The sequence below is a fragment of the Kutzneria sp. 744 genome (assembly GCF_000568255.1).
Lineage (GTDB): Bacteria > Actinomycetota > Actinomycetes > Mycobacteriales > Pseudonocardiaceae > Kutzneria.
In genome coordinates, this window is sequence record NZ_KK037166.1 from 8,299,173 (window position 1) to 8,325,819 (window position 26,647).

Here is a 26,647-nt window from a genome sequence, read left to right on the forward strand (position 1 = left end):
ATGCCGGCGTAATTGTTAGAGAACTTTCCTAACCATATTGACTCCGCGGGGCCGCCGGGCGGAATCTTCGTGCACCCCGCCGCCGCGTCCGCCCTGACCCCGGAGGCACCATGAGTCGGCGCAGGCTCGCCACGTCCGTGGCGACCGCCATCCTCGTCGTCTTGTCCGCACTGGCCGCGCTGTTCAGCAGCGTGGCGGCGGAGGCGGCGACGACCGATCAGACGTTCCTGACCTTCTACGGCTGGTGGGACAACACCCCGCCGGGCGGCGACATCTCGTACCCGCAGATCCACGACACCGCCGGCGGTGTCGGCAGCTTCGACGACCCGATCACCTTCGCCACCGACAACGGCGAGTACAAGGCCGGCACCAAGGTGTGGGTGCCGCGGGTGCGCAAGTACTTCATCATGGAGGACAGCTGCGAGGAGTGCAGCGCCGACTGGAACGGCAAGGGCCCCAACGGCGGCCCCAAGCTGCACCACATCGACCTGTGGCTGGGCGGCAAGGGCGGCAACGCGATGGACGCCATCGACTGCGAAGACGCCCTGACGCACTACAACTCCGACAACACGCCGACGCTGGAGCCGGTGGTGGTCAACCCGCCGTCGAACGAGGACTACGACGCGACGCCGGTCTTCGACATCAAGACCGGGGCCTGTTACGGCGGCGCGCGGCCCAACCAGACCATCGGCTCGTACAAGAACAACTCGACCGGCCTGTGCATCGACGACCCGGGCAACAGCTCCACGTCCGGCACGGCGCTGAAGATGGCCGCCTGCAACGGCTCGGCCGAGCAGACCTTCCTGTTCCACGGCGCGTTCCTGGTCATCAACAACCTGTGCGCGACGATCTCCGGCAGCACGGTGAAGCTGGGCAAGTGCGACGGCGGGCCGAACAGTCAGCTGTCGATCAACCCCGACCTCACCATCAACGACATCCAGAGCGGCAAGAAGTGCTTCCGCGACAGCGGCGGATCGCTGGGCACCGGCAGCTGTTCGGGCACGGTGAGCAAGTGGACCTTCAGTCCGGCCGGGCAGGCCGGCCTGAACGTCGCCGTGAACCCGGCCTCAGCCTCGGTCAAGCCCGGCGCCTCGACGACCGCCACGGTGGCGGTCAGCGGGGGCACGGGCGCCGTGGCCCTGACGGCGACCGGCGTCCCGGCCGGCGTCACCGTGACGTTTGACCCCGCCTCGGTTTCCGGCAGCGGCAACTCGACGGTGACGGTGGCGGCCTCGGACACCGCGAAGTCCGGCACGTTCACCGTCGTCGGCACGGACAGCTCGGGCAGCAAGTCGGCCTCGTTCGCGTTGACGGTGAGCACGGGTGGCGGCACCTCCACGTTGCTGTCGCAGGGAAAGACCGCGACCGCGTCCTCCGTGGAGTCCACGACGTACGCGGCGGCCAAGGCCTTCGACGGCAACCTGACCTCGACCCGCTGGGCCAGCAAGGAAGGCGCGGATCCGCAGTGGCTCCAGGTCGACCTGGGCGCCACACACAGCGTCACCGAGGTGAAGCTGGCCTGGGAGGCGGCGTACGGCAAGTCGTACACCATCCAGACCTCCGACGACGGCAAGGCGTGGACGACGATCTACACCACCACGACCGGCAACGGCGGATCCGACGATCTCACGGGTTTGGCGGGATCCGGCCGGTACGTGCGGATGAACGGCACGGCCCGTGGCACCAGCTACGGCTACTCGCTCTACGAGTTGCAGGTCTACGGTTCCTGACCGGAAGCTCCAAAGTGCACAGTTGAGTGCCTGTTGGTCCTGCTCAGGCTCGCGTACGCGGCTACCCTGATTTGGTGGGGGTAGCCGCTGCGCCAGCCTAGGAGTAACCGCGTTGCCCGAGTACCTCATCTCCCAGCACGACCCGCGCGGCGAGCGGGCCGACCAGCTCGCCGCCGTGCGCGGCGAGTACCGCTACACCATGGACCTCGGCTTCCCGGTGTCCTCGACGCTCGGCGCGGACCAGGAGCCGGGCCCGGGCTGGCAGCTCAAGGCGCTGGCCAAGCAGGAGGAGCTGCGGCTGAACCTGCTGCGGCTCAAGCGCCAGGGCAAGTGGAACTTCGTCAACGACCTGCAGCCGCTGGCCCCGCACAAGCTGGCCACGATGGTGCGCGCGGGCGACATGGGCGGCATCGTCGAGTACTTCATGCCGCTGCCCGGCGGCGTCACCGGCGACCACGTCGACAAGACCATCAAGGCGTTCCAGGACGTGTTCGCCCGCGTCGAGCAGCCGCCGGCGACCGCGGACTTCCGGTCCGACGAGTACTTCGCCGAGGTCATGGTGGCCGGCCCGGACCCGACGCGGCTGGTGCGGATGGACCGTGTGCCGGGCAAGTTCCCGCTCACGTCCACGCATCTGGGCGAGGACCTGGACCATGCCATCGCGGCCGGCCGGGTGTACTGGATCGACTACGAGGCAATGTCCGCTTTGGACAATGGCACCCACCCGCAGTCGCCGAAGTACATGTACTCGCCGATGGTCGCGTTCGTCGTGCCCCGCGGCGGCGGTCCGCTGAAGCCGTTCGCGATCCAATGTGGACAGGACCCGGCCGGCCGGGACATCTACACGCCACGTGACGGCTACTCGTGGATGCTGGCCCGCAACTGTGTGCTGGCCGCGCACAACACGTACCACGAAGTGTTGACGCACCTGGGTTTCACGCACCTGATGAGCGAGCCGGTGCTGATCGCCGCCGTGCGCAACCTGGCGGTCAACCACCCGGTGGCGGTGCTGCTGCGGCGGCACTTCGAGGGCACCATGTCGATCAACAAGCTGGCCGTGGAGCTGCTGATCCAGCCCGGCCGGGCGGTGGAGTACCTGATCGGCTCCGACCTGAAGAGCACCTACCCGTGGCTGGCCGAGCACCGGGCCAAGCGCTCGTTCCGTGACAACTACCTGCCGACCAAGCTGGCCTCCTCACGCGTCGACAGCGTCTCGGCGCTGCCGCACCACCCGTACCGGGACGACGGCCTGCTGGTGTGGAACGCGATCTACCGCTGGGTCAGCGACTTCGTCGGCGCCTACTACAAGTCTGATGTGGACGTCGTCGGCGACCACGAACTCCAGGCCTGGGCGGCCGAGGTCGCGTCGGCCGAGGGCGGGCAGGTGCGGGACTTCGGGGCCACGCCGGGGCAGATCCTCGACCGCAACGACCTGGTCGAGATCCTGACCATGGTGGTGTGGACCGCCGGGCCGCAGCACGCCGCCGTCAACTTCACGCAGGCCGACCACATGGCGTTCCTGCCGGCCAACCCGCTCGCCGGCTACACCGAGGAGCCGAAGGGGCTCGGGCACGGCGAGGCCGACTGGCTGGCCAACCTGCCGCCGCTGGACGTCGCCGTGCAGCAGTTCTGCGTGATGACCTTCCTCGGCTCGGTGCACCACGGCGTGCTCGGCGACTACGGCTCCGACTTCGCCGACAGTGCCGTTTCCTTGTCGCACAAGCGTTTCCGGGGCGATCTGGCCGCCGTCGAGGACGAGATCGTCGCCCGCAACCGCCGTCGGCCCCGCGCCTACACCTACCTTCAGCCCTCGCTCATTCCCAACAGCACCAACATCTAGCTGTGTTTGTTGGCGCTGTGCTTTTTGCCGCGCGTTCCGCGCGGGGCTCGGCCCCCTTTAAGCCCCTGCCTCGCCCTTGCTGGATTTTTCGAGGCCCGCGTCGGCTCGGGTGGTGGGGCGAGTTGGGTGGCGGACCTCGAAAAATCCGGCAACCGGGCGAAGCAGGGGCGGGGCCGAGCGCTCTCCGGTGTTGGAGGGGCAGGGTTGGGTGTGGGTGGGGGCGGGCGCTCTCTGGGGTTGGCGGCGGAGGGGTCTAGACGGCGTCCAGGTAGACCCACTTGCCGTTCTCCCGCACGAACCGGCTGCGCTCGTGCAGGGAGCCGCCGGTGTAGTGCGCGTCGAACTCCACGACACCTTCCTTGTCGAACAAGCCGCCCTTGTCGCGGTCGACGATAGACAGCCCCGTCCACTCCGTGTCGTCCAGCGTGAGTCGGCGGGGCTTCGTCGTGCTGTGCCACGTCCGCAGCAGATACGCCCGGTCGCCGACCGCGAAGGCCGCGTAGCGGGACCGCATCAGCAGCTCCGCCGTCGGCGCGTTCCCGCCCTGGTGGAAGCGCCCGCAGCAGTCCTCGTACCGGCCACCGAGGCCACATGGACACGTCATGGGCCACATTGTTGCTGTGCTTGTTGGCCCTGCCTCCGGCAGGGCGGCTCGGCCCCTCGTGACCCCTGCCTCGCCCTTGCTGGATTTTTCGAGGCCCGCGTCGGCTCGGGTGGTGGGGCGAGTTGGGTGGCGGACCTCGAAAAATCCAGCAACCAGGCGAAGCAGGGGCGGAGCCGAGCGCATTGACATGTGACCAGATGGTCACCTATTCTCGGAGGCGTGACCGAGGACGACGACCGGGTCTTCAAGGCGCTGGCCGACCCGACCCGCCGCTTCCTGCTCGACCTGCTGCACGCGCGCGACGGGCGGACGCAGTCCGAGCTGGAGGGCGAGTTGGCGATGAGCCGGTTCGGGGTGGCCAAGCACCTCAAGGTGCTGGAGGAGGCCGGGCTCGTCGTCACCAGGCGAGTCGGCCGGGAGAAGCTGCACCACCTCAATCCCGTGCCGATCCGCCTCATCCACGACCGCTGGATCGACAAGTACACCGAGCCCCGCGTCGCGGCGCTCACCGAACTCAAGGCCCAGCTCGAATCCGAGGAGTGAGCTATGAGCGTGCAGGTCAACCGGGTGTTCATCAACGCCAAGCCGCAGCAGGTCTGGGACGGCATCACCAGCCCGGAGTTCAACGACAAGTACGGCTTCCGCTGCGTCAGCGAGTACGAGCTGAAGGTCGGCGGCAAGTTCCGGGCCCTGGCCAGCAAGGAGATGGCCGCGCACGGCGCCCCCGAGATCATCATCGACGGCGAGGTGCTGGAGTGCGACCCGCCCCGCCGCCTGGTCCAGACCTGGCACGCCATGTTCAGCCCCGAGATCGGCGCCGAGCCGGTGACCACGCTGACCTGGGAGCTGGAGGAGCAGTACGGCTCCACCCGCCTCACCGTCACCCACGAGACCACCGACGCCCCGATGACCGCCGCCATGACCAGCGGCGAGATCGCCGACGCCGGCGGTGGCTGGCCCTACCTGCTCAGCGACCTCAAGACATTCCTGGAGAGCGGCGCCCCGATGGGTGGCTGAAGTCGGGCAAAAGGGCCTTACGGCGGGTCGGGGCGTGGGACACTCGCGGTCGACGGTTGTGGTCACACGGAGGTGATGTGACGGTGCCCTGGGACCCCGGAGACCCGAACCCTGCCCCGACTCGCGCCCTTCCCGACGTGCGCGGGATTCCAGCGCCGCCGAACGATCAGCTGTCCATCTACGTCAACACCGACGAGCTTCCCGCGGGCCTGCTCGACGCCGTTTCCGATCTGCTGGCCGAGATCGACGTGCAGGTGGAGCAGGAGGGGCAGGTCGTTCGGGGTTCCTGGTGGCAGCGCTGGAAGATCGGCCTGAAGCGGGCGGACGCGGGGGCCAAGATCAAGGAACTGGCCGAGAAGCTGGAACGGGCCGGCGAGCTGAAGTACATCGTCGTCGAGCGGTCGGTGAGCGAGAAGAACCAGGCCGACGCCGTCTCGGCGATCATCAAGTCGCTCGAAGGTGTCGAGAGTGCGGTCATCCAGCTCAGCAGCATGCTGATCGTGAAGCACGACGGGAAAGTGCTCGCCCGGGTGCTCAGCGAGCAGGAGCTCCGGCTACTCGAGAAGGACCCCACCCTGTTGCAGTCACCCGGGTCGATCCTTGAACTCCTGTCGCGGGGCCGGGTCGCGCCCACCGAGGGGATTCCGTGGGCCGGGGTGGGCTACGGCGGGCCCGCGGGCGGGGCCACGACTTCGGAGGTGGTGCTGCCCTGACCGGGCTCACGTGCCGCCGAAGTCCTGACCCGGGGCGGCGACGATCTTGGTCACCTGGTCGCCGCTGACGGTCAGGCGCAGCACGGCGAACTCGCGGCGGTTGATGAAGGCGATGAGCTGGGGCGGCGCCGAGACGAGGGTGGCGTGGCCGAGGAAGCGGAGCAGCCCGGCGGCGACATCGGCGCTGCCATGGCGTTCACGGTCGGCGCCGGCGAAGGTGCCGGTGCCCCAGACCTCGGGGTGCAGGACCCGGAGCAGGGCGTCGAGGTCGCCGGTGGAGCAGGCGGTGATGAAGCGCTCGGTGACGAGCTGGTGCTCGGCGTCGTCGACCGGATAGCTGCGCTCCAGGGCGATGTGCTGGCGGGCGCGGCGGGCCAGCTGACGGCAGGTGGCGACCGGCCGGCCGAGGGATTCGGCGACGGACTCGAAGGGCGTGCCGAACACGTCGTGCAGGATGAAGGCGACCCGTTCGGCCGGGGGAAGCCGTTGCAGCACAACCAGAAGCGCCAGCCGGACCTCGTCGTCGAGCGTGACGCGGTCGGCCGGGTCGACGGTCGCCGGCAGCTCGGGCACGTCGCCGGGCAGCTCGCGCCGGGAATGCGCGGACTTCAGCTGGTCCAGGCACAGCCGGCTGGTCACGACGGTGAGCCAGCCCCGGTCGTCGTCCACGTCCACGGCGGCCGACCAGCGGACAAAAGCCTCCTGCACGACGTCCTCGGCCGCGCCGATGTCGCCGAGCATGCGGTACGCCAGGTTCACCAGGTACGGGCGGTTGGCCCGCCACACCTCACCGAAGCCAGTCACAAGGGTTACGACGATACGGGCCGCCGGAAAGTGACATGTCACTTTCTCGAAGGCCGCATCGTCCTGAAGGCATGATCCTGGTAACCGGGGCGTCCGGCACGGTCGGCCGCCCACTCGTGGAACTACTGGTGTCCGCCGGGTTGAAGGTGCGCGCGGTGGCACGGAACCCGTCGGCGCTGCCGCGCAGCGTGGAGGTGGTGGATCGGCCGGTGCTGGAGGGAGTCACCGGGCTGTTCGTCAACCCCCGCGCGGTCGGCGACGACATCGACGGGCTGCTGGCTGAGGGCAAAGGCGTGCTGAAGCGGGTCGTTGTGCTGTCGGCGGTGAACGTCGACGACGACCTCGACATGCAGCCGTCACGGTGGCGAGGTGACCGCAACACCGAGGTGGAGCGGGCGGTCACGGCCAGCGGCCTGGACTGGGTGGCACTGCGGCCGACGACCTTCGCGGCCAACGCCTTCGGGCTGTGGGCGGAGCAGATCCAGCACGGGGACACGGTGCGTGGCTCATACGCGGAGGCCACCTGGTCGCCGATCCACGAGCTGGACCTGGCCGAGGTCGCGCTCCATGCGTTCCTGGACGACGGCCTGCTCGGCACCCGGCCGGTGCTGACCGGCCCGGAGTCGCTCACGCAGAGGGAAATGGTCAGCGCCATTGGCGACGCCATGGGCCGCGAGCTCACCTATCTGGAGATGGCGCCGGAGGTGGCCCGGGCGGCGCTGGTCGGCCGCGGTTTCCCGGCCGGATTCGCGGCGGGCCTGCTGTCCTTGCAGGCACGTTCGGTCGGCGTGCCGGCGCTGATCACCAACGAGGTGCGCCGGGCGCTGGGCCGTCCGGCGCTGACCTTCGCCCGCTGGGCGTCGGACAATGCTTACGTCTTCGGGAGGGCGGCATGAGGATCACGGTTTTCGCGGCAACGGGCGGCATCGGCCGCTGCGTGGTGGACCAGGCCGTCGCGGCCGGTCACGAGGTCACCGCCGTGGTGCGGGACCCGAGCAAGGTGGCCTCGGGCGTACGCGCCGTGCGGGCCGATCTGTCCGATGTGGACACTGTGCAGCTGGAGAAGGCAGTCGATGGGGCCGATGCCGTGCTGTCGGGCCTGGGCCCGCGCAACGCCCGCGTGGCCGGCATCGCCTCCGCCGGCACGCGAGCGATCGCCGAGGCCATGAAGGCCACCGGCACACGGCGTTTGCTGGTGGTCAGCGCCGCGCCCGTGTCGACCACGCCGTCGCCCGACCGCCCCAATCCGCCGCGCCATGACCCCGCCGAGGGCATCATCATGCGCACCGTGCTGACGCCCATCGTGCGCAAGGTGTTGGAGGCGCACTATCGCGACCTGGCCATCATGGAGGACATGCTCCGGGCCAGCGGCCTGGACTGGACCTCGGTTCGGCCGCCGCGCCTCACCGACAAGCCCATGACCGGCCGCTACCGCACCGCCATCGAGCAGAACATCCACCGCGGGGCATTGATCCCACGGGCGGATGTTGCCCACTTCATGCTGGCCGCGATCACCGACCCGCGCACGTATGGTCACGCGATCGGCATCGCCACCTGACCCGACGCCGCACTGCCCGCGGTCATGCCATCGGCGTCACGACATGACTCGGCTGCATCACCCGGTCGAAGCCGACAAACCGCCGGGGGCCGGTCAGCTCCAACGTCAACGTCGACTCAATGTCCACACTGGACCGTCCGATGCGGAGCTCCACCGCGCCGGGATCGACCTGCCGCTGACCGGAAAGTCCGGTGTAGCAGGTGAGATCGGCGTGCAGGGTGAAGTCGACCCGGGTGGTGCCGCCGGGCGGCAGGGTGACGCGGGAGAAGGCGATGAGCTGCTGCACGGGGCGGACGACCTCTGCGACGGGGTCGTGCAGGTACACCTGGACGATCTCGGTCGCCGGCACGGCGTTGTCATTGCGGAGGGTCACGGACAGGTGGCATTCGCCGTCGGTCGGCCAGTCCCGTGCGGAATCGGCGTCGAGCCAGGTCACGGGGGCGTAGCTGAGGCCGTGCCCGAAAGGGAACAGCGGCGTGGGGTCGACGCTGCTGAGCTCGGTCCGACGGCCCAAAATCGGGGCCAGATAAGTGGAAGGGTGGCCGGCGCCGGCCCGCGGGAAGCTGACCGGCAGCCGGCCGGAGGGATCGACCCGCCCGCTGAGCACGTCGGCGAGCGCGGTCGACCCCTCCTCCCCGGGCAGGAAACCACACAGGATGGCGGCCAGACGGTCCACCTGCCGGGAGATCTCGTAGGGCCGGCCGACCAGCAGCACCAGCACGACCGGCGTGCCGGTGTCGAGCACGGCCTCCAGCAGCTCCTCCTGCCGCCCGGGCAGCCGCAGGTCGGAGACGTCGCAACCCTCGCCGGACGTGCCGGTGCCGAACATGCCGGTCCGGTCGCCGAGCACGACCACACAGAAGTCGGCTTCCCGGGCCACCGCAACGGCTTCGGCGATGCCCGCGTCGTCGCCGCCGAGCACCGGACAGCCCAGGGCGTAGCTGACGTCGTAGTCCTTGCGCAGTGCGTCGAACACAGTCGGCACCTCGATGCCAACGGGCACATCGGGATGGTGCACGCCGACATGCACGGGGAAGGAGTAGCAGCCCATGACCGCGTGCTGGTCGTCGGCCCGGGGACCGATCACGGCCACGCGCGCGCCGGCCGGCAGCGGCAGAGTGTCCCTGTTGTGCAGCAACACAATGGACCGGCGGGCCAGGTCGAGGGCCAGCGTTCGGGACGACTCCGGGTCGAGATCGAAGGGACCGGCCGGCTCGGGGGAGTAGTCGTCGTCGAGCAGGCCCAGCTGCCACTTCTGTTCCAGCACGCGGGAAACGGCGCGATCGACCAGCGCCGGGTCGACGTCGCCGGCCGCCAAGGCTGCCAGCAGCGCGTCGCCGTAACAGGTCACGGTCGGCAACTCGACGTCGATGCCCGCCCGCAGCGCGAGACCGGCCGCTTTCCCTGGCGTGTCGGCAAGTCCGTGCAGCGTCTGGAGGAAAGACACGGCGTGGTAGTCGGCGACGACCGTGCCGGTGAAGCCGTACACCTCACGAAGCCGTTGCGTGAGAAGGGATTCGTCGGCAGCGGCCGGGATGCCGTCGTTGTCGGTGTAGGCGTTCATCACCGACCGGGCCCCGGCCCGCAACGCCATCTCGAACGGCGGCAACAACACATCGGCCAGCTCGCGCGGGCCGATCGACACCGGCCCGAAGTTGCGGCCGGCGCGGGACGACGAGTAGCCGGCGAAGTGCTTCAGCGTGGCCACGACTCCGGCCGACTCCAGGCCACGCACGTACGCGCTGCCGATCAGCCCGACCAGGAACGGATCCTCGCCGATCGTCTCCTCGACCCGGCCCCACCGCAGGTCACGCGTCACGTCCAGCACCGGCGCGAGCCCTTGGTGCACGCCGAGCGCCCTCATACTGCCGCCGATCGCGGCCCCCATCCGCGCCACGAGGTCCGGATCGAAGGCGGCGCCCCAGCACAGCGGCGACGGGAAGATCGTCGCCTGCCACACGGTCAGCCCGGTCAGGCACTCCTCGTGCGCGATCGCCGGAATGCCGAACCGGTTGGCCGCCATGATCCGGCGCTGGCTGTGCGCCAACCCCCGCGCGCCGAGCTCCGGATCCACCGGCAACGTGCCAAAAGTCCTGGTCAGCTGGCCGAGCCCGTGCCGGACGGCGGCGTCGAAGTCGACCGCGGCCAGGTCCGAGTCATCCTGCGTCGGCGCGACGACGCCGCCTTCGTCCTGGTTGAGCCAGACGCTCTGCAGCTGGGCGACCTTCTCCTCGACGGTCATCCGCGCCAGCAGGTCCGCTACCTCGGGGCGCATGTCGACCCCCGCACGACGAGGTGGGTGTCCAGGGTGACGTGCGTCTTCTCGATCTCCTCGCCCCGCATCAGCTGCACCAGCATCTCGACCGCCCGCCGGCCCATGACCTTGATCGGCTGGTTCACGGTGGTCAGCGGCGGCGAGTTCAGCGCCGACTCGGGGATGTTGTCGAAGCCGACCACGGACAGGTCCTCCGGCACCCGCAGCCCCAGCGACCGCGCCGTCTCGACGGTGGCGATGGCCGAGGCGTCGTTGGACGCGAAAACCGCAGTTGGTGGCGTAGGCGCGAGCAAGGACCGTTCTGCCGCCGCGGCCGACACCACGGGGTCGTAGTCGCCGGGCAGCATCAGAGCCTCGTCCACCGGCACCCCCGCTTCGGCCATCGCCTCCCGGAAGCCCCGCTCGCGCAGCCGTGCCGACTGGAGGTCCTCGCGCCCGGCCAACATGGCGATTCGCCGGTGCCCCAAGGAAAGCAGGTGCTCCACGGCCAGTCGGGCGCCGCGCAGGTTGTCGGAGTCGACGGTCGGCAGCCCGGACGGGCCGGTGTGCGGGTCGACGGCCACCACCGGGGCGGCGAAGCGCACGTCGAGCACGCTGGGCGTGACCAGGACGGCCCCGTCGATGAGCGTGCCGGACAACCGGGACAGGTAGCGCCGCTCCCAGCCGAGCTTGGCCCCGCTGCGGCCGCCGGCCGAGTACACGACCAGCTCGTAGCCGGTGTCCCGGATGGCGTCGGCCGCGCCCCGCAGCAGCTCGGTGCTGAACGGCTCGATGTCGGCGACCAGGATGCCGATCACGTTGGTCTTGTGGTTGCGCAGGCTCTGCGCCACCAGACTGGCCTCGTAGCCCAGGTCGGCGATGACCGCCCGGACCCGGGCCATGGTGTCGGCCGACACCCCGTAGCGGTCGTTGATGACCTTGGAGACGGTCGCCACCGACACGCCGGCGACCGCCGCGACGTCCCGGATGGTGACCCGTGAGCTTGGCTGCACCCGCCCGACGGTACCCGTGTAAAACGTTATCGACAACGATTGACACGCGCTCCGGGCGGCCCCAGACTCAGGCACCAATTCGGGCCGTGGAGCCCGGTCCAGCTCGGCCGACGTCGTCAGGAGTGGACCAGTAATGCGAAGCATCCGGCTGTGCGCCGCCGTGGTCGCGGCGCTGCTCGTCGCCGCGTGCGGCTCGTCGGGAACCACCGGTTCCGGCGCGCTCACCTGGTGGCACAACGGAACGTCAGACCCGCTCAAGAGCCTGTGGCAATCGGTCGCCGACGGCTACCACGCGGCACATCCAGACGTCACCGTCACCGTCGACCCGATCCAGAACGAGCAGTTCCAGACCAAGGTGCCGCTGGCCCTGCAGTCCGACTCGCCGCCCGGGGCCTACCAGCAGTGGGGCGGCGGCCAGCTGACCAGCCAGATCAAGTCCGGCAAGGTGCTGGACCTGACCTCGGCGGTGTCGGGCTGGATCGGCAAGCTCGGCAAGGCGGCCGAGGGCTGGCAGTCAGGTGGCAAGCAGTACGGCGTGCCCTACGACCGCCACGTGGTCGGCTTCTGGTACCGCAAGGACCTGTTCGCCAAGGCCGACATCACCACGCCGCCCGCGACCATGGCGGACTTCGACGCGGCCATCGACAAGCTGCGCGCCGCCGGCGTCACGCCGGTCGCGATCGGCAGCAAGGACCGCTGGCCGGACGCCTTCTACTGGGACTACTTCGCGGTCCGCGAGTGCTCGACGAACGTGGTCAAGCAGTCGATCGAGGCGCAGAAGCTGGACGACCCGTGCTGGCGCAAGGCCGGCGACGACCTCACCGCGCTGCTGGCCAAGAAGCCGTTCCAGGAGGGCTTCCTCGGCACCCCGGCGCAGCAGGGCGCCGGCAGCTCGGCCGGCATGGTGGCCAACGGGCAGGCCGCGATGGAGCTGCAGGGCGACTGGGAGCCCGGCACCATGGCCGCGCTGACCGAGGACAAGGACTTCGCCAGCAAGCTCGGCTGGTTCCCGTTCCCGTCGGTCGACGGCGGCGCCGGCGACCCGGGCGTCACGCTCGGCGGTGGGGACGGCTTCTCCTGCACCACCGCGGCCCCGCCGGCCTGCCCGGACTTCCTGAAGTACATCAGCAGCACAGAGGTGCAGAGCAAGCTGGCCGCCGCCGGCATCGGCCTGCCGGTCAACCCGGACGCCGCGAGTGCCCTGAAGGATGCGACGCTGCGACAGGTGTTCGACTTCAGCCAGAAGGCGACCTACATCCAGACCTACTTCGACGTCGCCCTGCCCACCGCCGTCGGCCAGGCGCTCGACGACGCCATCGCCAACTTCGTGGCGGGCAAGGGCACCTCGGCGAGCGTCGCGCAATCGGTCGGCCAGGCGGCGACGGGGGACCGGTGACCCGCAGGCTCGAACTGGCGCTGCTGCTCGGCCCGGCACTGGTGCTGTTCGTCGGCTTCGTGCTGGCGCCGATCGGCGTCGCCGCGTACTACAGCCTCTACGACTGGCAGGGTTTCGGCTCGCTGACCGACTTCGTCGGGCTCGGCAACTACTGGGACGTGTTGGGCGGCGCGGTGTTCCAGAGCGCCGTCCAGCACAACCTGGTGATCGTCGTGTTGTCGCTGGTCGTTCAGCTGCCGATCAGCGTGGGCATCGCGTTGCTGCTCAACCGAAAGCTTCGTGGCCGCTCCGCGCTGCGGCTGGTGGTGTTCGCGCCGTACGTGCTGTCCGAGGCCACCACCGCCGTGATCTGGCTGCTCATCCTGCAACCCGGCGGCTTCGTGGACCAGGCGCTGTCGTCCTTCGGTCTGCACGGCCTGATCCGCCAGTGGCTGGCCGACCCGAAGGTGGTGCTGCTGACCCTGTTCGTGGTGATCACGTGGAAGTACATCGGCTTCGGCATCATCCTGCTGCTGGCCGGCCTCCAGGGCATCCCCACCGAGCTCCGCGAGGCCGCCGCCCTCGACGGCGCCTCGGCCTGGCAGGCCACCCGCCAGGTCGTGCTTCCCTTGCTGGGCCCCACCATCCGCATCTGGATCTTCCTCAGCGTGATCGGCTCGCTACAGGTCTTCGACGTCGTCTGGATCATGACGCTGGGCGGTCCGGCCAACGCCTCCACCACCATGGCCACCTACCTCATCGACCACGGCTTCAAACGCTACGAGTTCGGTTACGGCAGCGCGGTGGCGGTGGTGCTGTTCATCATCTGCTTCGCGTTCGCCTTGCTGTACCAGAGATTCGCGCTACGCAGGGACACGGAAGGCGCACTGAGGTGAGGACCACCGCCCCGGACATCATCAGGCGGCGCAACTCGCTGCGACCATTGGGCTATCTCGCCGCCCTGCTCGTCGTCGGCGTCACCGTCGTCCCCCTGCTGTTCGTCGTGATCGGCGGCTTCCGGACCACGGCCCAGGTCAACGCCGCCCCGGTCGGCTGGCCCAGCCCCTGGGTGGTCGACAACTACCTCGCCATCCTCGGCGCGTCGACGTTCTGGCGGTTTCTGTGGAACAGCGCCGTGATCGCGGTGATCGCCACGGCGCTGGCGGTCGGCTGCGGCGCGATGGCGGGATTTGCCCTGTCGCGCTACAGGTTCCGTGGCCGCGAGGCGTTGTACGGGCTGTTCACCGTGGGTCTGCTGTTCCCGCTGGCCGTGGCATCGTTGCCGCTCTACCTCCAGCTCAGGCAGATCGGCCTGTTGGAGAACCCGTTGGGGGTGGCGATTCCCGAGGCGGCGTTCTCGTTGCCGGTCACCATCCTCATCCTGCGGCCGTTCATGCTGGAGATACCGCAGGAGGTGGAGGACGCGGCCACTTTGGACGGAGCGTCGCGGCTCGGGTTCTTCTGGCGTATCCTGCTGCCGCTGTCGATGCCGGCGCTGAGCACCGTGACGGTGCTGGCCTTCGTGACCAGCTGGAACGCCTACCTGCTGCCGTTACTGGTGTTCAACGACCAGTCGCATTTCACTCTGCCGTTGGGCGTGGCGACGTTCCAGTCGCAGTACTCCCAGGACACGGCCCGGATCCTGGCCTTCACCACGCTGTCCATGGTGCCGGCGCTGGGGGTGTTCGTGCTGGCCGAGCGGCGGATCGTCGGCGGGCTGAGCGGCTCGGTCAAGGGCTGAGCATCGGCCGAAAGTCAGAGGCCGGAATCCGTCCCCGGGCAGAGGCGGCCCCACGTCCCGGCACGGGACGATGCGGGCATGACGATGAGCCGCCTGATTCCGATGGTCACTCTGGTCGCGGTGGGCGGTGCCCTCCTTGCCGGATGTGGCAACAAGAGCTACACCTACGAGGTCAAGCTCCAGGTCACCGGCGAGGGCTCCGGCGAGGTCACGGTCGAGTACCCGACCCAGCCCGGCACCACCGACAACAAGAGCCCCAAGAGCACGCCCAAGAAGAGCACCACCACCGAGACCCTGCCCTTCCACGAGACGCTGCTGGCCGCCGGCCTCGGCCACGTGTCCGTGTCGGTCAAGACCACCGACGGCAAGCCGGTCAAGTGCGCCGTGACGCTGGAGAAGGACAGCCCGATCACCAAGGAGGGCAAGGGCACGGTGCAGTGCGACGCGGACATCACCGAGAGCACCGACAACTGACCGAGCCAGTTGTCGGTCGAATCCGGACACGTGTCCCCGCGGAATTGGGACCGCGCGGCGGATTCGCCTAGCGTGAACGGCATGTCACAAGTGGAGATCGTGCTGGTGCACGGGGCCTGGCACGGTTCGTGGTGCTGGGAACCGCTGCGCGTCGAACTGGCCGCCCTCGGCCGACGGTCGCACGCCGTCGACCTGCCCAGCGCGTCCGGGCCGGCCTTCGGCGTGGACGCCGACGCCAAGGTCGTCCGTGAGACGGTGGACTCGGTCAGCGGCTCGGTGCTGCTGCTGGGCCACTCCTACGGCGGGATTCCGGTGTCGCAGGCGGCGGCCGGCGCCCAGAACATCGCGCGCCTGGTCTATCTCGCCGCGTTCCAGCTCGACGAGGGCGCGAGCCTGCTGTCCTCGGTCGGTGCGGAACTGCCGGCCGACCAGGAGTCCGTGCCGCTCGGGGACGACACGATCGACCGGTTCTACGCGGACGTGCCGGCGGACCTGGCGCGGGACGCCGTGTCCCGGCTGCGGCCGCACAGCGCGCAGTCCTGGCGGGACGAGCAGTCCGCCGCCGGCTGGCGCGACATCCCGTCCACGTACGTGCTGTGCGAGCAGGACAAGGCGATCAGGGTGGAGTTCCAGGCTGAGCTGGCGCGGAGGGCGGACGAGGTCCGACGGCTCGACGCCGGCCACTCGCCGTTCCTGTCCATGCCCGCCGAGCTGGCCGCGATGCTGGACGAGATCGCGTCGGCGGCCGACGACGCTTCGTGAGGGATATCCCTGATCCGGGCCTGAGTCGTGGCTCGCGGGCCTACCGTGATTGTCCTGGGTCGGCGGGTAAACCTGATGGGGGACACGCATGTCCGGAGTGGAGATCGTGCTGGTGCACGGCTCCTGGCACGGTTCGTGGTGCTGGGAGCTGCTGCGCGACGAGCTGGGCGCGCTGGGCCGGGTGACGCACGTGGTCGACCTGCCCAGCATGGACGGTCCGGGTTACGGCGTCGAGGCGGACACCAAGGTCGTGCGGGAGAAGGTGGACTCGATCGGCACGTCGGTGGTGCTCCTCGGCCATTCCTACGGCGGCGTCGTGATCTCACAGGCTTCCGCCGGCGACCGGCTTGTCTACCTCGCCGCGTTCATGCTGGACGAGGGCCAGTCCCCGCTGTCCACGGTCGGCCAGGAACTGCCGCCCGGGTTGGACATGCTGCCGCCGCCCGCCGACCCGATCGACATGTTCTACGCGGACGTGCCGGCGGACCTGGCGCGGGACGCCGTGTCCCGGCTGCGGCCGCAGAGCGCGCAGGCGGCCCGGGACCGGCAGATCGGGGCCGGCTGGCGGGACATTCCGTCCACCTACGTCCTGTGCGAGCAGGACAGGGCGGTGCCGCCGGCGTTGCAGGAGCAGATGTCCCAGCGTGCCAACGAGATCTGGCGGCTCGACGCCGGCCACTCGCCGTTCCTGTCCATGCCGAGGGAACTGGCCGTGCTGCTGGACGAGATCGCGTCAGCGGTCGACAACGCCTGACTGCCAGGCCCACATCGCGATCTCCACGCGGTTGCGGGCGGTCAGCTTGGCCTGCACGTTGCCGAGGTGGGTCTTCACCGTGCCGACCGAGATGAACAGCCGCTCGGCGATCTCGGTGTTGGTGAGTCCCTTGGCCACCAGGCGAACCACGTCCAGCTCGCGGGCGGACAGGTCGGCCGTGGGCGACAGGGTCGACGGGGAACTGAGCTGCCGCAACAGTTTCACGGTGATCGCCGGGCTGACCAGCGCCTCGCCGGCTGCGGCCGCTCGGACGGCCTCGACCAGCAGCGCGGAGCCGGAGTCCTTGAGCAGGAAGCCGTATGCCCCGCCGCGCAGGGCCTGGTAGACGTACTCGTCGTCGTCGAAGGTGGTCACCACGACCACCCGCGGCGCGGCCACCCGCCCGGGCTTGGTCAGCTGCCGCAGCGCCTGGAGACCGTCCATCTTGGGCATCCGGATGTCCATCAGCACCACGTCCGGCGTCAGCCGGTCGGCCAGCTCCACCGCCTGCAGGCCGTCGACGGCCTCGCCGACCACCTCGATGTCGTCCTCGGCGGCCAGGATCATGGCGAGGCCGGCCCGGATCATCGCCTGGTCGTCGGCGATGAGAACCTTGATCGGCACCTCAGTTCCCTCCCACGGGCAGGCTCGCCTCGACCACCCAGCCGCCGTCGGCGCCCGGTCCGGCCTTGATGCTGCCACCCACCGCCGACACGCGTTCGCCCAGCCCCCGCAACCCGAATCCGCCGCGGCCGGCGTGCTTGGCCCGGCCGTCGTCGGACACCACCACCTGCACCCATTGCCCGGACCGGGAAATCCGCACCATGATCTCGTGTGCGCCGTCGGAATGCTTGCGCACGTTGGTCAACGCCTCCATCACGACCCTGTGCACAGTGGACTGGAGCTCGGCCGGCAGCCCCTCGAACTCGCCGTCCAGCTCCAGGGTCGCGGGCGGCCCGAACTCGTCCACCAGCCGTGAGACGTCGGCGACCGTCGCGGGTGGACTGAATTCGGCGCCGGCATCGGCCTCGCGCAGCAGCCCGACCATGCGCCGCATGGTGGCCATGGCCTCGGTGCCGGCCTGCTCGATCCGTTCCAGCGCGGGCAGCACCAGCTCCGGCTTCTTCTCGGCCATCGCCCGCGCGCCCTGGGCCAGCAGCACGATTCCGGTGACGTGATGACCGACGTAATCGTGCAGGTCACGGGCGAATTCGGCGCGCTGGGCCAGCCTGATCGTGTCGGCCTGCCGCTCCCGGCTGATCCCCACCAGCCGCGCCGCCAACCCGGCGGCGATCGACACCACCAGCAGCAGGGCCAGCGCCAGCGCGGCGACGGCGGCGATGCCACTGCTGTTCACCAGGATCGGCTGCGTCACGACCGCGGCCGAGATGATCGGCAGCGTGACGGCCGCCAGCACGGGCTTGCCGCGCCAGGCGATCAACGCGATCAGCCAGCACAACGCGACCGTGGCGGCGAACGTGAACGGGGGCCGCCGCTCGGTCAGGGCGGCGGTGAGCACCGTGCCGGTCGTCGTGGACATGGCCGGCAGCAGGCTGACGAGCGGCAACGCGATCCGCCCCAGCCCCGGGCCGGCCAGCGCGATCATGCAGGCCAGTAGACCTGATCCGAGCTGGAACACGCCGAGCGGATCGTCGCGGATCGTGCCGGCCTCGTAGTCCATGGCGCCCAGCGTGAGCAGCAGGGCGGCGCCGGCCAGCCAGCACAGTGCCCACAGATAGCGCATGTGGGGCAGCGTAGTCACTCCGGCCGGGGCCGCAGGTCGGCCGAAAGTCATAGCCGGACCGGTCCTTGGGCGGAGGCGGCGTCCGGGTGCGAGCGGCGAGGCTGTGGGCATGGCAGCAGCGATCACCGCGACGGACCTGGTCAAGGTCTACGGGCGCGGAGTGGCGCAGGTGCGCGCGTTGGACGGGGTGAGCGTCGCGTTCGGACGGGCCCGGCTGACGGCGATCGTCGGCCCCTCCGGCTCCGGCAAGTCCACCCTGATGCAGTGTCTGGCCGGCCTCGACACGCCCACATCGGGGCGAGTGCTGCTCGGCGACGTCGACGTCACGGCGCTGTCCGACCGCCGCCTGACCCGGTTGCGGCTGGACCGCGTCGGCTTCGTGTTCCAGTCGTTCAACCTGCTGCCGCAACTGACCGCGCGGGAGAACATCCTGCTGCCGGCCGCCCTGGCCGGTCGGTCGGTCGACAAGGGACGGTTCCGCGACCTGGTGGACATGCTCGGCATCGGGGACCGGCTGCGGCACCTGCCGTCCGAGCTGTCCGGCGGCCAGCAGCAGCGCGTCGCCATCGCGCGGGCCATGCTCGGCCGGCCCGAGGTGATCTTCGCCGACGAGCCGACCGGCAACCTGGACTCGGCCTCCAGCGACCAGGTTCTGGAGCTGCTGCGCACGGCGGTGCGGGACCTCGGGCAGACCACCGTCATGGTGACGCACGACCAGACCGCGGCGTCCTTCGCCGATCAGGTGATCACGATGGCCGATGGGCGGGTGGCCGCGTGAACTTCGTCGCCACTCACCTGCGGGGCGTGCTGCGCAAGCCGGCACGGCTGGCCCTGACCGACATCGCCATCACCGTCGCCGCCTTCTTCGCCACCGCGGCCATGCTGACGCACGACATCGCCAAGGCCACGGCACTGTCCACATTGACCGCCATTCCGTCCGGTGTGGACCAGGTGCTGTACTCCGACGGCAGTGAGCCCTTGTCGCAGCTGGACAAGGTTCGGCACGCGCCCGGCGTCGTCGACGCGACCGGCCGCATGGTGGCGTCGTTGAACGTCAACGGCAAGCACTACCAGCTCACCGCCGATCCCGGCTCCGGTCCGCTGACCCGGATCCACGTGATCGAGGGCGCCTATCCCTATGGCCCCAACGAGATCGCCGCTTCGTCGACGTCCGGACTGGCCATCGGGTCGGTGCTGAAGTCGTTGACGGTGACGGCGATCGTCGACGCTCCCTCGGGCGACGGGGCGGCCGTCTACATGGCGGATACTAAGTTGCTGGCCGTGGCCCCGGCGCAGCTGAGCCGGATCGACATTGTCGGGTCCTCCTCGCTACCCGGCGTGCAGACCGCCGACGAGGCGCGGGACGAGGCCCTGGCGGCGGCCGACAGCAAGATCGAATCGCTGCTGGCGGTGCTGACGGCCTTCGTGATCGTCGCCATCATCGCCGCGCTGCTGGTCGCCACCTCGACGTTCCGAATCGTGTTCGCGCAACGGATCCGGCAGACCGCGCTGCTGCGGGCGGTCGGTGCGCCGCGCCGGAAGCTGGTGCGGGCCTTCCTGGCCGAGGGCGCCCTGGTCGGTCTGGTCGCCGGTGTCATCGGCGTCGGGGCGGCCATCGGCGTCGGCTACCTGGTGGCATTCCTGCTCGGCGTCAGCGGCCCGGGACCGGCATTGCCGTTCACTCCGCTCGTGGTTGTCGTGTCGGTTCTGGTCACGATGCTCGCCGCCCTCGCGCCGGCTCGCTCGGCCAGCCGGGTTTCGCCGTTGGAGGCGCTGCGGGTCACCGACGCCGACCGTGACTCGTCCACGGCGAGTTGGCTGCGCGTGGCCATCGGGGTCGTGCTGCTGGTCGCGGCGGGATTGGTGACGTACAAGGCATTCGGTGACGGCATCGTCGCCACCTCGCGGCCGGGCGGCGCGGTCCTGCACTTCCTGCTGCTGACCATCGCCAGCGGCACGCTGACGTTCTGCGCCCTGCTGGCCCTCGGACCCGTGTTGCTGCGACCCGTGCTGCGTGGGATCGGTGCGGTGGTTGCCCCGCTCGGGCCGACCGTTCGCCTTGCCGTGCAAGGGGTCGGCGGTGCTCCTCGCCGTGCGGCCGCGGTGTCCGCCGTCGTCGCACTGGGCACCGGTTTGCTGACCGGCGTGCTCGTCGGTGGCGAGAGCGTGCGCGCCTTCAACGACGCCGAGGTCGCCGCCGCGTTCCCGGCCGACGTCGAGGTGACCGCGGCCAAGGAGGATCAGCCCATCCCCGACGCCGTGCTGGCGAAGCTCGACGGCCTGAAGTTCCGGATCGTCCGTGAGGCCCTGGTCGTCAACGGCGTGCCGGCCGACCTGAACGTGTCCGATGTGGATATTGCCAAGCTGCCGCTGGTCGGCGACATCCGGACCACGGGTGGCTCACTTGACGACCTCGGCCCCGGCCGCGCCGCGGTCTCCACTGGCTACGCCGAGATCCTTCACGTCAAGCTCGGTGACACCCTGTTGTTCGGCGACCTGCACATCAAGGTGGCGGCGATCGTCGTCGGGGAGACCATCGCCGGCGCCGGTATGGCCATCGACCATGCCGACCTCGGCCACCTCGGAGTTCCCGAGCGGCCGACCAACGCCTTGCTCACCACCGATTCCCCGCCCAGCTTCGGCGACGCCGCCCAGGTCACCGTGCTCTCCCAGTACCGTGACGAACGCCGTGATCTCGTTGCCTCCTTGGAGATCCTGGCCCTGGCCGTGCTCGCGCTGACGCTCTTGATCGCCGTTGTCGGCGTCGGCACCACCGCCGCCCTCTCCGTGGTCGAGCGCCGCCGCGAATCCGGCATGCTCCGGGCCATCGGCCTCACCCGCCTGGCCCTTGGCGGCATCACCGTCTCCGAGGCCGCCCTGCACGGAGTCGTCGGTGTCCTTTTCGGACTGATCATCGGCATTCCCCATGCCTGGCTGGCTGTGCTGTCCCTCGGCCTCGGCGCCCCGCTCACCGTCCCTATGCCCCTGCTCCTGGGCACCTCGGCCGGCCTCATCGTGCTGACCATGATCGCCGGCCTCCTCCCCGCCCGCCGCGCCGCCCGCGAAACCCCCGTGACCGCCATGCGCGTCGACTGACCCCGGGCGTCAGTTCTGCGCGATCGGCCAGGCCGCCGCCGCGTTGCAGTGCTCCGGGCAGGCCACGATGTAGACCTCGTTGCCCAGGAACAGGCCGTACTGATCGTCGTGGAAGGTGTACGGCTGGGACGGCCGTTCGGGCCGCTTGTCGAAGCCGAAGTCCTCCGGCACCTGGCAGACCTGGGCCAGCGCCGCTCCGCACCCGCAGATGTAGTGCTCCGGATCCTGCGCCCAGGCCGGGACTCCACCGAGCTTGAACCCCGGACGCCCACGCCCGTGCTCGTCGATCCGCTCCTCCGCCCGCGTGAGAATCAGCCGGCGCGGTCGGAGGTAGGCATCCGCCTCCGCCGCCCGGATGTTTCCCCTGTGCAGCAGGATCTGCCAGAACCGCATGTCGTTGTCCGGCGGTGCATCCCAGAACCCCTCGGGAAGCCGCCGGCTCGACGGCGGGAAGCAGGCGTCGTTGTGCCTGGGGCACTGGAACACCAGCAGGTGGTCACCGCCGAACACCGCGATGTCCGCCGGCACGTCCACCTGGAAGAACAGCACCATCCGCTCGCCGCAGTCACACACCGGCCACGCCAGCCCCGCATCCAGGACTGGCCAGCCGCCCACGGTGTTCCGCTCACCCTCGCCCGCGCGCTCGGAGCCGACCTCGACCAGGTAGATGGTGTCCGCGCCAGTCACCGAGCCAGGCTAGCGGGCCCCCGCCGCGTTCAACCGCGGAACGGCCAAGATCAACAGGGCGTGAGCAGCCCCCATTTTCCATTCTACCCGGTGAAACTGGCAGGTCCGGGCTACGCGATCATGGTTGGCCGCGGTCGGCGGGGCTTCCCATGTTGATCTGGTTGGATTGATTCGGGGGCTGCTTGATCCGGCACCGTGTGCTCCGGCTGGGCGGGGGCTGGGTCGGTGGTTTCGGACCGGTGGGCGGTTCGCTTCCGGCGTCCGGTGGCGTGCCGGTTGGTTGAGCCGGCCGACCGGCGGCTTCAAGTCGATGGCCGGTTCCCCGCCAGGGGCGGGTCACGTCCCGGCCCGTCGAGCGGGCAGACCGAGTCCTGGATCCCGGTGGCTTCGTTCTGGCCCAGGGACCAGGGCCAGCGACCGGGGCCCAACGACCAAGGGGCGCCGGCCGTGGTTCAGAGGTCGGGGAGGGGGTCCGGGGGGAGGAGGTCGCGAGTGCCGCGTTCGAGGTCGGCGGCGTTGACGACGGCGATGTACTCCTCGTCCAGCTCGAAGCTGAGGCCGCCGAGGGTGAAGCGGGCGCCGACGTGGTCCTCGATGGGGCCGAGGCGGGTCTGGCGGGGGAACTCGGCCTCCAGGGTCCTGGGCACGGTGCGGCTCCAGTGGCCGGTGGACAGGACCTTGACGGCCTTGTCGCTGACCACGATGAGGACACAGGGACGGGCGCTCATGAGCAGGACCGCGGGGAAGATGTAGCGGATCTCGTCGTCGGTGTCGAGGAACGTGCGGGCGGCGGCACGGGCCTTCTCGGAGACGGGCATGCCGGCAGCGTAAAGGCGTGCCAGGGTGGCTGGTGTGGAAACGACACCGAAATTCCGGCAGGTGGTACTGGACACGACGGACGCGAGGGGGCTGGCGGAGTTCTACCGGCAGCTGCTCGGGCTGGAGTATCGGAAGGGGGACGAGCGGCCGGCGGAGGGGGAGCCGGACCCGCTGGGCCAGGACTGGCTGGTGCTGCGCAACCCGGGCGGGTCGCAACTGGCGTTTCAGCACGTGGACGAGCTGCCGGAGGCCGCGTGGCCGGCGGCGGACCGGCCGCAGCAGCTGCACCTGGACCTGACGGTGCCGGACGTGGAGGCCCTGGACGCGGCGCACGAGAAGGCGCTGGGCCTCGGGGCGCGGATGCTGCTCGACCGGTCGGCGGACCCGCAGGAGCCGCTGCGTGTGTACGCGGACCCCTCCGGTCATCCGTTCTGTGTCTTCGTGTCGCCGAACTAGCCGTCAGCCCTTCTGACCGCCGGAGCCGCCGGAACCACGGGACTGGGTGGCACGGTTGAAGGTGCGGGCGACGGCGTTGGCGCCGACGGCCAGGCTGTTGGCGTCGATCTTGCCCTGCCCGGAGACGTAGATGCCGTTGTTCATGATCATGGTGGTGCGCTCGACCAGCTCGCTGGTGTCGACGCCGTGGTCCTCCAGGAACCGGGTGAGGGCGTCCATCACGCGCCGCTCGGCCAGCTTGCCGTACATCTCCCGGTCCAACTGCTGGAAATAGCGGTGATAACGGGTGTCGGCGGCCTGTTCGCGCAGGCTCTGCCGGGCGCCGTAGTTGAACGACCGGTCCTCGGTGATCTCCCGCGCCTCCCGCCGCAGCTTGCTGGCCCGGCCGAGCGCGGCCAGCGGCACGGCCACGGTACGGAAGAAGCCGCCGAACAAACCGGGCACCGTCTTGGCCAGGCTGGTGGAGGCGACCCGGCTGATCTGCCGCCACGTCGGACGGGCGCGTAACCGGTCCACCGCCAGGTATTCGTGCCGCATGGGCGGCAGCAGGCAGTAGTTGGCCTCCACGAACAGCATGTCCTTCTGCGGCAGCAGGGCGAAGCGCAGGAACTGGGTCACCACCAGCTGCCCGCTCCAGCCGCCGATACGCACGACCAGATACGGCCGGGCCCGGCTCTTGGGATCGTCCTGGAGGCGATCGAACATGTCATCGTCCACACGGGACACCGGGGCCGCCAACTCGTTGGGCAGCACGGCCTTCTCCACCTCGGGTTCGAAGCCGTGCAACAGATCCAACCCGTTGACGAACAGCCGGTCCTCGACCACGACGCCGGGCAGGCCGAGGTTTCCCACGTCAGCGGCGACGAAGTCGTGCAGCTCCTGCACCGTGAACGGCGTGACCTCCCGATCCTCGGCGGGCTTGGCCACATTGAGCGAGAACGACCACTGCTCGGCGGTGCGCCCGTAGCCGACGAACGGGGCGTAGTTGGCGAACACCGTGACGTTGCCCCGATCCCGCGCCCCGATCTCGGCCAGCCGTTGCCGGTCACGCTGGTTGTCGGGCTGGGGTGCCTTGGCCGGATCGAAGGCGGTGTGCGTGAGCTGGGTCGCGACCACGCTGTAGTGGGCGACCATCGACTCCGCAAACACCGTTCCCCACGCGCAGATCCCCAGCGGTATGAGCCACGCGAAGGCCCGCAGCGGCGACCCCAGGAACAGGATGATGAAGATGAACAGGATCAGGCCGAGCAGCCCGTCACGTAACAGTTGTCGTTGCCGCGCGGCCAATCCGTACTTGAGCACGGTGACGAGATCGACACCCGGCGACGAGGCGACGGCCCGGTGCTCCTCGTGCAGGATGCCGCGCAGCGCCGAGTCGTTGAGCCCGGGATCGAGCTGCACCGCCGCGCACAGGTAGCGCGTGGCGTCCCGCGCGAAACCGACGGAATCGGCGGCCCCGGTCGAAGAAGCCGGGTCGAGCACCCGCTTGGCGCCGCAGCGTTCGCAGTAGGCGTGCTCGCCCGGGTCGTCCCAGCCGCACTGCTGGCACGTCATCTCGTCACCTCTTCCCCGTCGGCCGCGACATCCGTTCGTTCAACGGCGGCGGCGGTTCCGGGACCGGTGGGGGTTCCGGCACGGGGTCGGGGATCGGCGCCGGCTCCGGTTCCTCGCGCACACTCCAGAGCACGATGCCGCCCAGGACCACGGCGATCAGGCCGAAGACCCCGACCGTGAGCCGGGTCAGAGAGGCGGACGGGGGGAAGAACAGCTCGAGGACCGCCACCACGACGACCAGAGCGGCCCACCACACGCGGGCAGGTGCCAGGAACACGAATGCACGATAACCATCGAAAACGGATGCGGCAGCGAGGTTCAGCCGATTGGGCGCAGGTGGTCCGGGCCGTCATTAACACGGAAATCCGCCTGGTTCTCCCGGAAACCAGGGACAACACCGTGACCGTCGGACGGCGGCCGTCCGGACCGTGTGGTTCAACCGCTTCTTGTTTCGCGGGCGCGCGGCGGTCACCTGTTCGACCGGCGACCGCCGCCGGCCACCATCGAGCGTGTTTCCCTCAGGTGAGCCGATCTCAAGGAGGAAAGACGAGGTTTCGACGGATAGCCGTCGCCTTGGTCATGGCCTGCGCGGACGGCCGCGCGGGCGTCGAACGTGAACCGGTGGGGGCAGTTGTCCGCCACCGGCACGCGGGCCCGTGGCGTCCGCGTCGACGCACCGGTGATGACGGCCTACCGGACAGCCGCCGGATAGGCCGTCATCCACAGTGGACTACACGAGCGCCGGCTCCTTGATCTCGCCCAGCACCGAGCACAGGCGGTGCACACCGGCGCGGAGCTCGTCCGGTGGTGTGGCGCCGTAGCCGAGGACCAGGCGCGGCGGCACGCCGTCGGGGTTGGCGTAGAACTGGGACAGGGCATAGGCCCGGACCCTGCTGCGGCGTCCGGCGGCGACGATCTCGTCGGCCGAGACACCCGGGGGCAGGCCGAGGATGAGGTGCGTGCCGCGGGCGGAGGACTGGATGGGCAGGGAGTCACCGAGGCACGAGCGCAGCTCCTGCGCGCAGACCTCGCGGCGTTCCCCGTAGGCGTCGGAAACCCGCCGCAGGTGGCGCATGAAGTGGTTGGTGGACATGAGATCGGCCAACGCCGCCTGCTCCAGCATGGGCAGCAGCCCGACGGCGGCCCGCTGCGCGGTGGTGACGACGTCGGCGAGCTCCTCGGGCACGACGGCGTAGGCGATGCGTAGGCCGGGGAACAGCACCTGGCCGAACTCGCCGATGTGGATGACCCGGCCGTTGTCGAACTGGCACGGCGTCGGCGCGGACGGCTCGGTCCAGCTGCCGGGATCGTCGTGGTCCTCGATCACCCAGCCGTCGACCCGCTCGGTCCAGGCCAGCAGCTCGGCCATCCGCTGCCGGGACATGGTGTGCCCCAGCGGGAACTGGCTGTGCGGCGTGACCAGGGCCATCCGGGCCCCAAAAAAAAAAGGTCACACCGGCGTCGACCACGAGCCCGTTCTCGTCGACGGGCGTGGGGCAGGCCGGAAAGCGGCGGGCCATGAAGGCCGCCCGGATCGACGGCCGGCACGGCTCCTCGCCAGCACGGGAGTTCCCGCGGCCAGCAACAACTTGTGCAGAGCAGGCCGGCGGTGGCGCAGGCGCTGGACGTGACGATCACCTGATCCGGCGCGC

Annotated in this window: 27 protein-coding genes; 16 read left to right on the forward strand and 11 right to left on the reverse strand. The window is 69.9% G+C overall.

Translation table 11 applies throughout. From position 1 onward, the window contains the following. The first annotated feature begins 110 nt into the window (after positions 1-110). Together KUTG_RS38265 and KUTG_RS38270 are read left to right on the forward strand one after the other, a co-directional pair. On the forward strand, positions 111-1,730 hold the full coding sequence (locus tag KUTG_RS38265) for a discoidin domain-containing protein (RefSeq protein WP_043723921.1): 1,620 nt from the start codon (positions 111-113) through the stop codon (positions 1,728-1,730). A gap of 112 nt (positions 1,731-1,842) precedes the next feature. Continuing rightward, on the forward strand, positions 1,843-3,570 hold the full coding sequence (locus KUTG_RS38270; protein ID WP_052395874.1) for a lipoxygenase family protein: 1,728 nt from the start codon (positions 1,843-1,845) through the stop codon (positions 3,568-3,570). Between the two features lie 253 nt (positions 3,571-3,823). Here KUTG_RS38270 and KUTG_RS38275 read toward each other — a convergent pair whose 3' ends face one another. Further along, positions 3,824-4,183, reverse strand: coding sequence for a YchJ family protein (locus KUTG_RS38275; protein WP_043723923.1), 360 nt, complete (start codon positions 4,181-4,183; stop codon positions 3,824-3,826). Positions 4,184-4,393: 210 nt separating this feature from the next. Here KUTG_RS38275 and KUTG_RS38280 point away from each other — a divergent pair, with 210 nt between their 5' ends. The 3 genes from KUTG_RS38280 (at position 4,394) to KUTG_RS38290 (ending at position 5,904) form a co-directional block, all read left to right on the forward strand. After that, positions 4,394-4,717 (forward strand): ArsR/SmtB family transcription factor, encoded by a 324-nt coding sequence (locus KUTG_RS38280; protein ID WP_043723929.1) that lies wholly within the window; start codon positions 4,394-4,396, stop codon positions 4,715-4,717. Positions 4,718-4,720: 3 nt separating this feature from the next. Beyond that, positions 4,721-5,191: an SRPBCC domain-containing protein gene (locus KUTG_RS38285; protein ID WP_043723931.1), complete on the forward strand. Its 471-nt coding sequence runs from the start codon at positions 4,721-4,723 to the stop codon at positions 5,189-5,191. 137 nt (positions 5,192-5,328) lie between these two features. Then, positions 5,329-5,904: a hypothetical protein gene (locus KUTG_RS38290; protein WP_043723934.1), complete on the forward strand. Its 576-nt coding sequence runs from the start codon at positions 5,329-5,331 to the stop codon at positions 5,902-5,904. 6 nt (positions 5,905-5,910) lie between these two features. Here KUTG_RS38290 and sigI read toward each other — a convergent pair whose 3' ends face one another. Beyond that, positions 5,911-6,708, reverse strand: a complete 798-nt coding sequence (sigI, locus tag KUTG_RS38295) for an RNA polymerase sigma factor SigI (RefSeq protein ID WP_198047446.1) — start codon at positions 6,706-6,708, stop codon at positions 5,911-5,913. A 71-nt stretch (positions 6,709-6,779) separates the two neighbouring features. On the opposite strand from sigI, the gene KUTG_RS38300 reads away from it, so the two are divergent. Both KUTG_RS38300 and KUTG_RS38305 read left to right on the forward strand, forming a co-directional pair. After that, positions 6,780-7,604: a Rossmann-fold NAD(P)-binding domain-containing protein gene (locus KUTG_RS38300; RefSeq protein ID WP_043723936.1), complete on the forward strand. Its 825-nt coding sequence runs from the start codon at positions 6,780-6,782 to the stop codon at positions 7,602-7,604. Next, positions 7,601-8,266 carry an NAD(P)-dependent oxidoreductase gene (locus tag KUTG_RS38305; RefSeq protein ID WP_043723940.1) on the forward strand — a complete coding sequence of 222 codons (666 nt, stop codon included), beginning with the start codon at positions 7,601-7,603 and terminating at the stop codon, positions 8,264-8,266. Before KUTG_RS38300 ends, KUTG_RS38305 begins: the two co-directional genes overlap by 4 nt. A 22-nt stretch (positions 8,267-8,288) precedes the next feature. Here KUTG_RS38305 and KUTG_RS38310 read toward each other — a convergent pair whose 3' ends face one another. Further along, positions 8,289-10,541, reverse strand: a complete 2,253-nt coding sequence (locus KUTG_RS38310; protein WP_052395875.1) for a beta-xylosidase/alpha-l-arabinosidase — start codon at positions 10,539-10,541, stop codon at positions 8,289-8,291. Continuing rightward, positions 10,526-11,533: a LacI family DNA-binding transcriptional regulator gene (locus KUTG_RS38315; RefSeq protein ID WP_043723945.1), complete on the reverse strand. Its 1,008-nt coding sequence runs from the start codon at positions 11,531-11,533 to the stop codon at positions 10,526-10,528. The genes KUTG_RS38310 and KUTG_RS38315 overlap by 16 nt, the downstream gene beginning before the upstream one ends. A gap of 133 nt (positions 11,534-11,666) precedes the next feature. Between KUTG_RS38315 and KUTG_RS38320 the strand changes: the two genes are divergently transcribed. From KUTG_RS38320 to KUTG_RS38345, 6 genes are all read left to right on the forward strand, one after another. After that, complete coding sequence (locus tag KUTG_RS38320; RefSeq protein WP_043723948.1) at positions 11,667-12,929, forward strand: extracellular solute-binding protein; 1,263 nt, start codon at positions 11,667-11,669, stop codon at positions 12,927-12,929. Then, positions 12,926-13,804 (forward strand): carbohydrate ABC transporter permease, encoded by an 879-nt coding sequence (locus KUTG_RS38325; RefSeq protein WP_052395876.1) that lies wholly within the window; start codon positions 12,926-12,928, stop codon positions 13,802-13,804. The genes KUTG_RS38320 and KUTG_RS38325 overlap by 4 nt, the downstream gene beginning before the upstream one ends. Then, on the forward strand, positions 13,801-14,649 hold the full coding sequence (locus KUTG_RS38330; RefSeq protein WP_232241189.1) for a carbohydrate ABC transporter permease: 849 nt from the start codon (positions 13,801-13,803) through the stop codon (positions 14,647-14,649). Before KUTG_RS38325 ends, KUTG_RS38330 begins: the two co-directional genes overlap by 4 nt. A 78-nt stretch (positions 14,650-14,727) precedes the next feature. Further along, positions 14,728-15,123 carry a hypothetical protein gene (locus tag KUTG_RS38335; RefSeq protein ID WP_043723950.1) on the forward strand — a complete coding sequence of 132 codons (396 nt, stop codon included), beginning with the start codon at positions 14,728-14,730 and terminating at the stop codon, positions 15,121-15,123. 81 nt (positions 15,124-15,204) lie between these two features. Then, entirely contained in the window at positions 15,205-15,885 is a 681-nt protein-coding gene (locus tag KUTG_RS38340; RefSeq protein ID WP_043723952.1) for an alpha/beta fold hydrolase, read from the forward strand. Positions 15,886-15,973: 88 nt separating this feature from the next. After that, entirely contained in the window at positions 15,974-16,639 is a 666-nt protein-coding gene (locus tag KUTG_RS38345; protein WP_043723955.1) for an alpha/beta hydrolase, read from the forward strand. Here the strand turns inward: KUTG_RS38345 and KUTG_RS38350 are convergent. Beyond that, positions 16,619-17,263: a response regulator transcription factor gene (locus tag KUTG_RS38350; protein ID WP_084580275.1), complete on the reverse strand. Its 645-nt coding sequence runs from the start codon at positions 17,261-17,263 to the stop codon at positions 16,619-16,621. The two genes, KUTG_RS38345 and KUTG_RS38350, sit on opposite strands and share 21 nt — an antisense overlap. A gap of 1 nt (position 17,264) precedes the next feature. After that, positions 17,265-18,383 carry a sensor histidine kinase gene (locus KUTG_RS38355; RefSeq protein WP_043723956.1) on the reverse strand — a complete coding sequence of 373 codons (1,119 nt, stop codon included), beginning with the start codon at positions 18,381-18,383 and terminating at the stop codon, positions 17,265-17,267. A 109-nt stretch (positions 18,384-18,492) separates the two neighbouring features. On the opposite strand from KUTG_RS38355, the gene KUTG_RS38360 reads away from it, so the two are divergent. After that, positions 18,493-19,161 (forward strand): ABC transporter ATP-binding protein, encoded by a 669-nt coding sequence (locus KUTG_RS38360; protein ID WP_043732076.1) that lies wholly within the window; start codon positions 18,493-18,495, stop codon positions 19,159-19,161. Continuing rightward, positions 19,158-21,479, forward strand: a complete 2,322-nt coding sequence (locus KUTG_RS38365; RefSeq protein ID WP_043723959.1) for an FtsX-like permease family protein — start codon at positions 19,158-19,160, stop codon at positions 21,477-21,479. The genes KUTG_RS38360 and KUTG_RS38365 overlap by 4 nt, the downstream gene beginning before the upstream one ends. A 9-nt stretch (positions 21,480-21,488) precedes the next feature. On the opposite strand, the gene KUTG_RS38370 is transcribed toward KUTG_RS38365, so the two are convergent. Beyond that, the gene (locus KUTG_RS38370) at positions 21,489-22,166 is read right to left on the reverse strand and encodes a hypothetical protein (protein ID WP_043723960.1); all 678 of its coding nucleotides are present in this window, start codon (positions 22,164-22,166) and stop codon (positions 21,489-21,491) included. Between the two features lie 452 nt (positions 22,167-22,618). Further along, positions 22,619-22,984, reverse strand: a complete 366-nt coding sequence (locus tag KUTG_RS38375; protein WP_043723963.1) for a hypothetical protein — start codon at positions 22,982-22,984, stop codon at positions 22,619-22,621. A 34-nt stretch (positions 22,985-23,018) separates the two neighbouring features. On the opposite strand from KUTG_RS38375, the gene KUTG_RS38380 reads away from it, so the two are divergent. After that, positions 23,019-23,441, forward strand: a complete 423-nt coding sequence (locus KUTG_RS38380) for a VOC family protein (protein ID WP_043723964.1) — start codon at positions 23,019-23,021, stop codon at positions 23,439-23,441. A 3-nt stretch (positions 23,442-23,444) separates the two neighbouring features. Here KUTG_RS38380 and KUTG_RS38385 read toward each other — a convergent pair whose 3' ends face one another. From KUTG_RS38385 to KUTG_RS38395, 3 genes are all read right to left on the reverse strand, one after another. After that, entirely contained in the window at positions 23,445-24,995 is a 1,551-nt protein-coding gene (locus KUTG_RS38385) for a hypothetical protein (protein ID WP_052395879.1), read from the reverse strand. A 4-nt stretch (positions 24,996-24,999) separates the two neighbouring features. Then, entirely contained in the window at positions 25,000-25,272 is a 273-nt protein-coding gene (locus KUTG_RS38390; protein ID WP_157495066.1) for a hypothetical protein, read from the reverse strand. 453 nt (positions 25,273-25,725) lie between these two features. Further along, positions 25,726-26,424, reverse strand: a complete 699-nt coding sequence (locus KUTG_RS38395; protein ID WP_043723968.1) for an aminotransferase-like domain-containing protein — start codon at positions 26,422-26,424, stop codon at positions 25,726-25,728. Positions 26,425-26,647 lie beyond the last annotated feature (223 nt).

Coding starts and splice junctions, on each gene's coding strand:
- KUTG_RS38265 (WP_043723921.1), top strand. CDS start 111: ATGAGTCGGCGCAGGCTCGCCACGTCCGTGGCGACCGCCATCCTCGTC.
- KUTG_RS38275 (WP_043723923.1), bottom strand. CDS start 4,183: ATGTGGCCCATGACGTGTCCATGTGGCCTCGGTGGCCGGTACGAGGAC.
- KUTG_RS38285 (WP_043723931.1), top strand. CDS start 4,721: ATGAGCGTGCAGGTCAACCGGGTGTTCATCAACGCCAAGCCGCAGCAG.
- KUTG_RS38300 (WP_043723936.1), top strand. CDS start 6,780: ATGATCCTGGTAACCGGGGCGTCCGGCACGGTCGGCCGCCCACTCGTG.
- KUTG_RS38305 (WP_043723940.1), top strand. CDS start 7,601: ATGAGGATCACGGTTTTCGCGGCAACGGGCGGCATCGGCCGCTGCGTG.
- KUTG_RS38310 (WP_052395875.1), bottom strand. CDS start 10,541: ATGCGCCCCGAGGTAGCGGACCTGCTGGCGCGGATGACCGTCGAGGAG.
- KUTG_RS38320 (WP_043723948.1), top strand. CDS start 11,667: ATGCGAAGCATCCGGCTGTGCGCCGCCGTGGTCGCGGCGCTGCTCGTC.
- KUTG_RS38335 (WP_043723950.1), top strand. CDS start 14,728: ATGACGATGAGCCGCCTGATTCCGATGGTCACTCTGGTCGCGGTGGGC.
- KUTG_RS38340 (WP_043723952.1), top strand. CDS start 15,205: ATGTCACAAGTGGAGATCGTGCTGGTGCACGGGGCCTGGCACGGTTCG.
- KUTG_RS38345 (WP_043723955.1), top strand. CDS start 15,974: ATGTCCGGAGTGGAGATCGTGCTGGTGCACGGCTCCTGGCACGGTTCG.
- KUTG_RS38355 (WP_043723956.1), bottom strand. CDS start 18,383: ATGCGCTATCTGTGGGCACTGTGCTGGCTGGCCGGCGCCGCCCTGCTG.
- KUTG_RS38360 (WP_043732076.1), top strand. CDS start 18,493: ATGGCAGCAGCGATCACCGCGACGGACCTGGTCAAGGTCTACGGGCGC.
- KUTG_RS38375 (WP_043723963.1), bottom strand. CDS start 22,984: ATGCCCGTCTCCGAGAAGGCCCGTGCCGCCGCCCGCACGTTCCTCGAC.
- KUTG_RS38385 (WP_052395879.1), bottom strand. CDS start 24,995: ATGACGTGCCAGCAGTGCGGCTGGGACGACCCGGGCGAGCACGCCTAC.
- KUTG_RS38395 (WP_043723968.1), bottom strand. CDS start 26,424: ATGGCCCTGGTCACGCCGCACAGCCAGTTCCCGCTGGGGCACACCATG.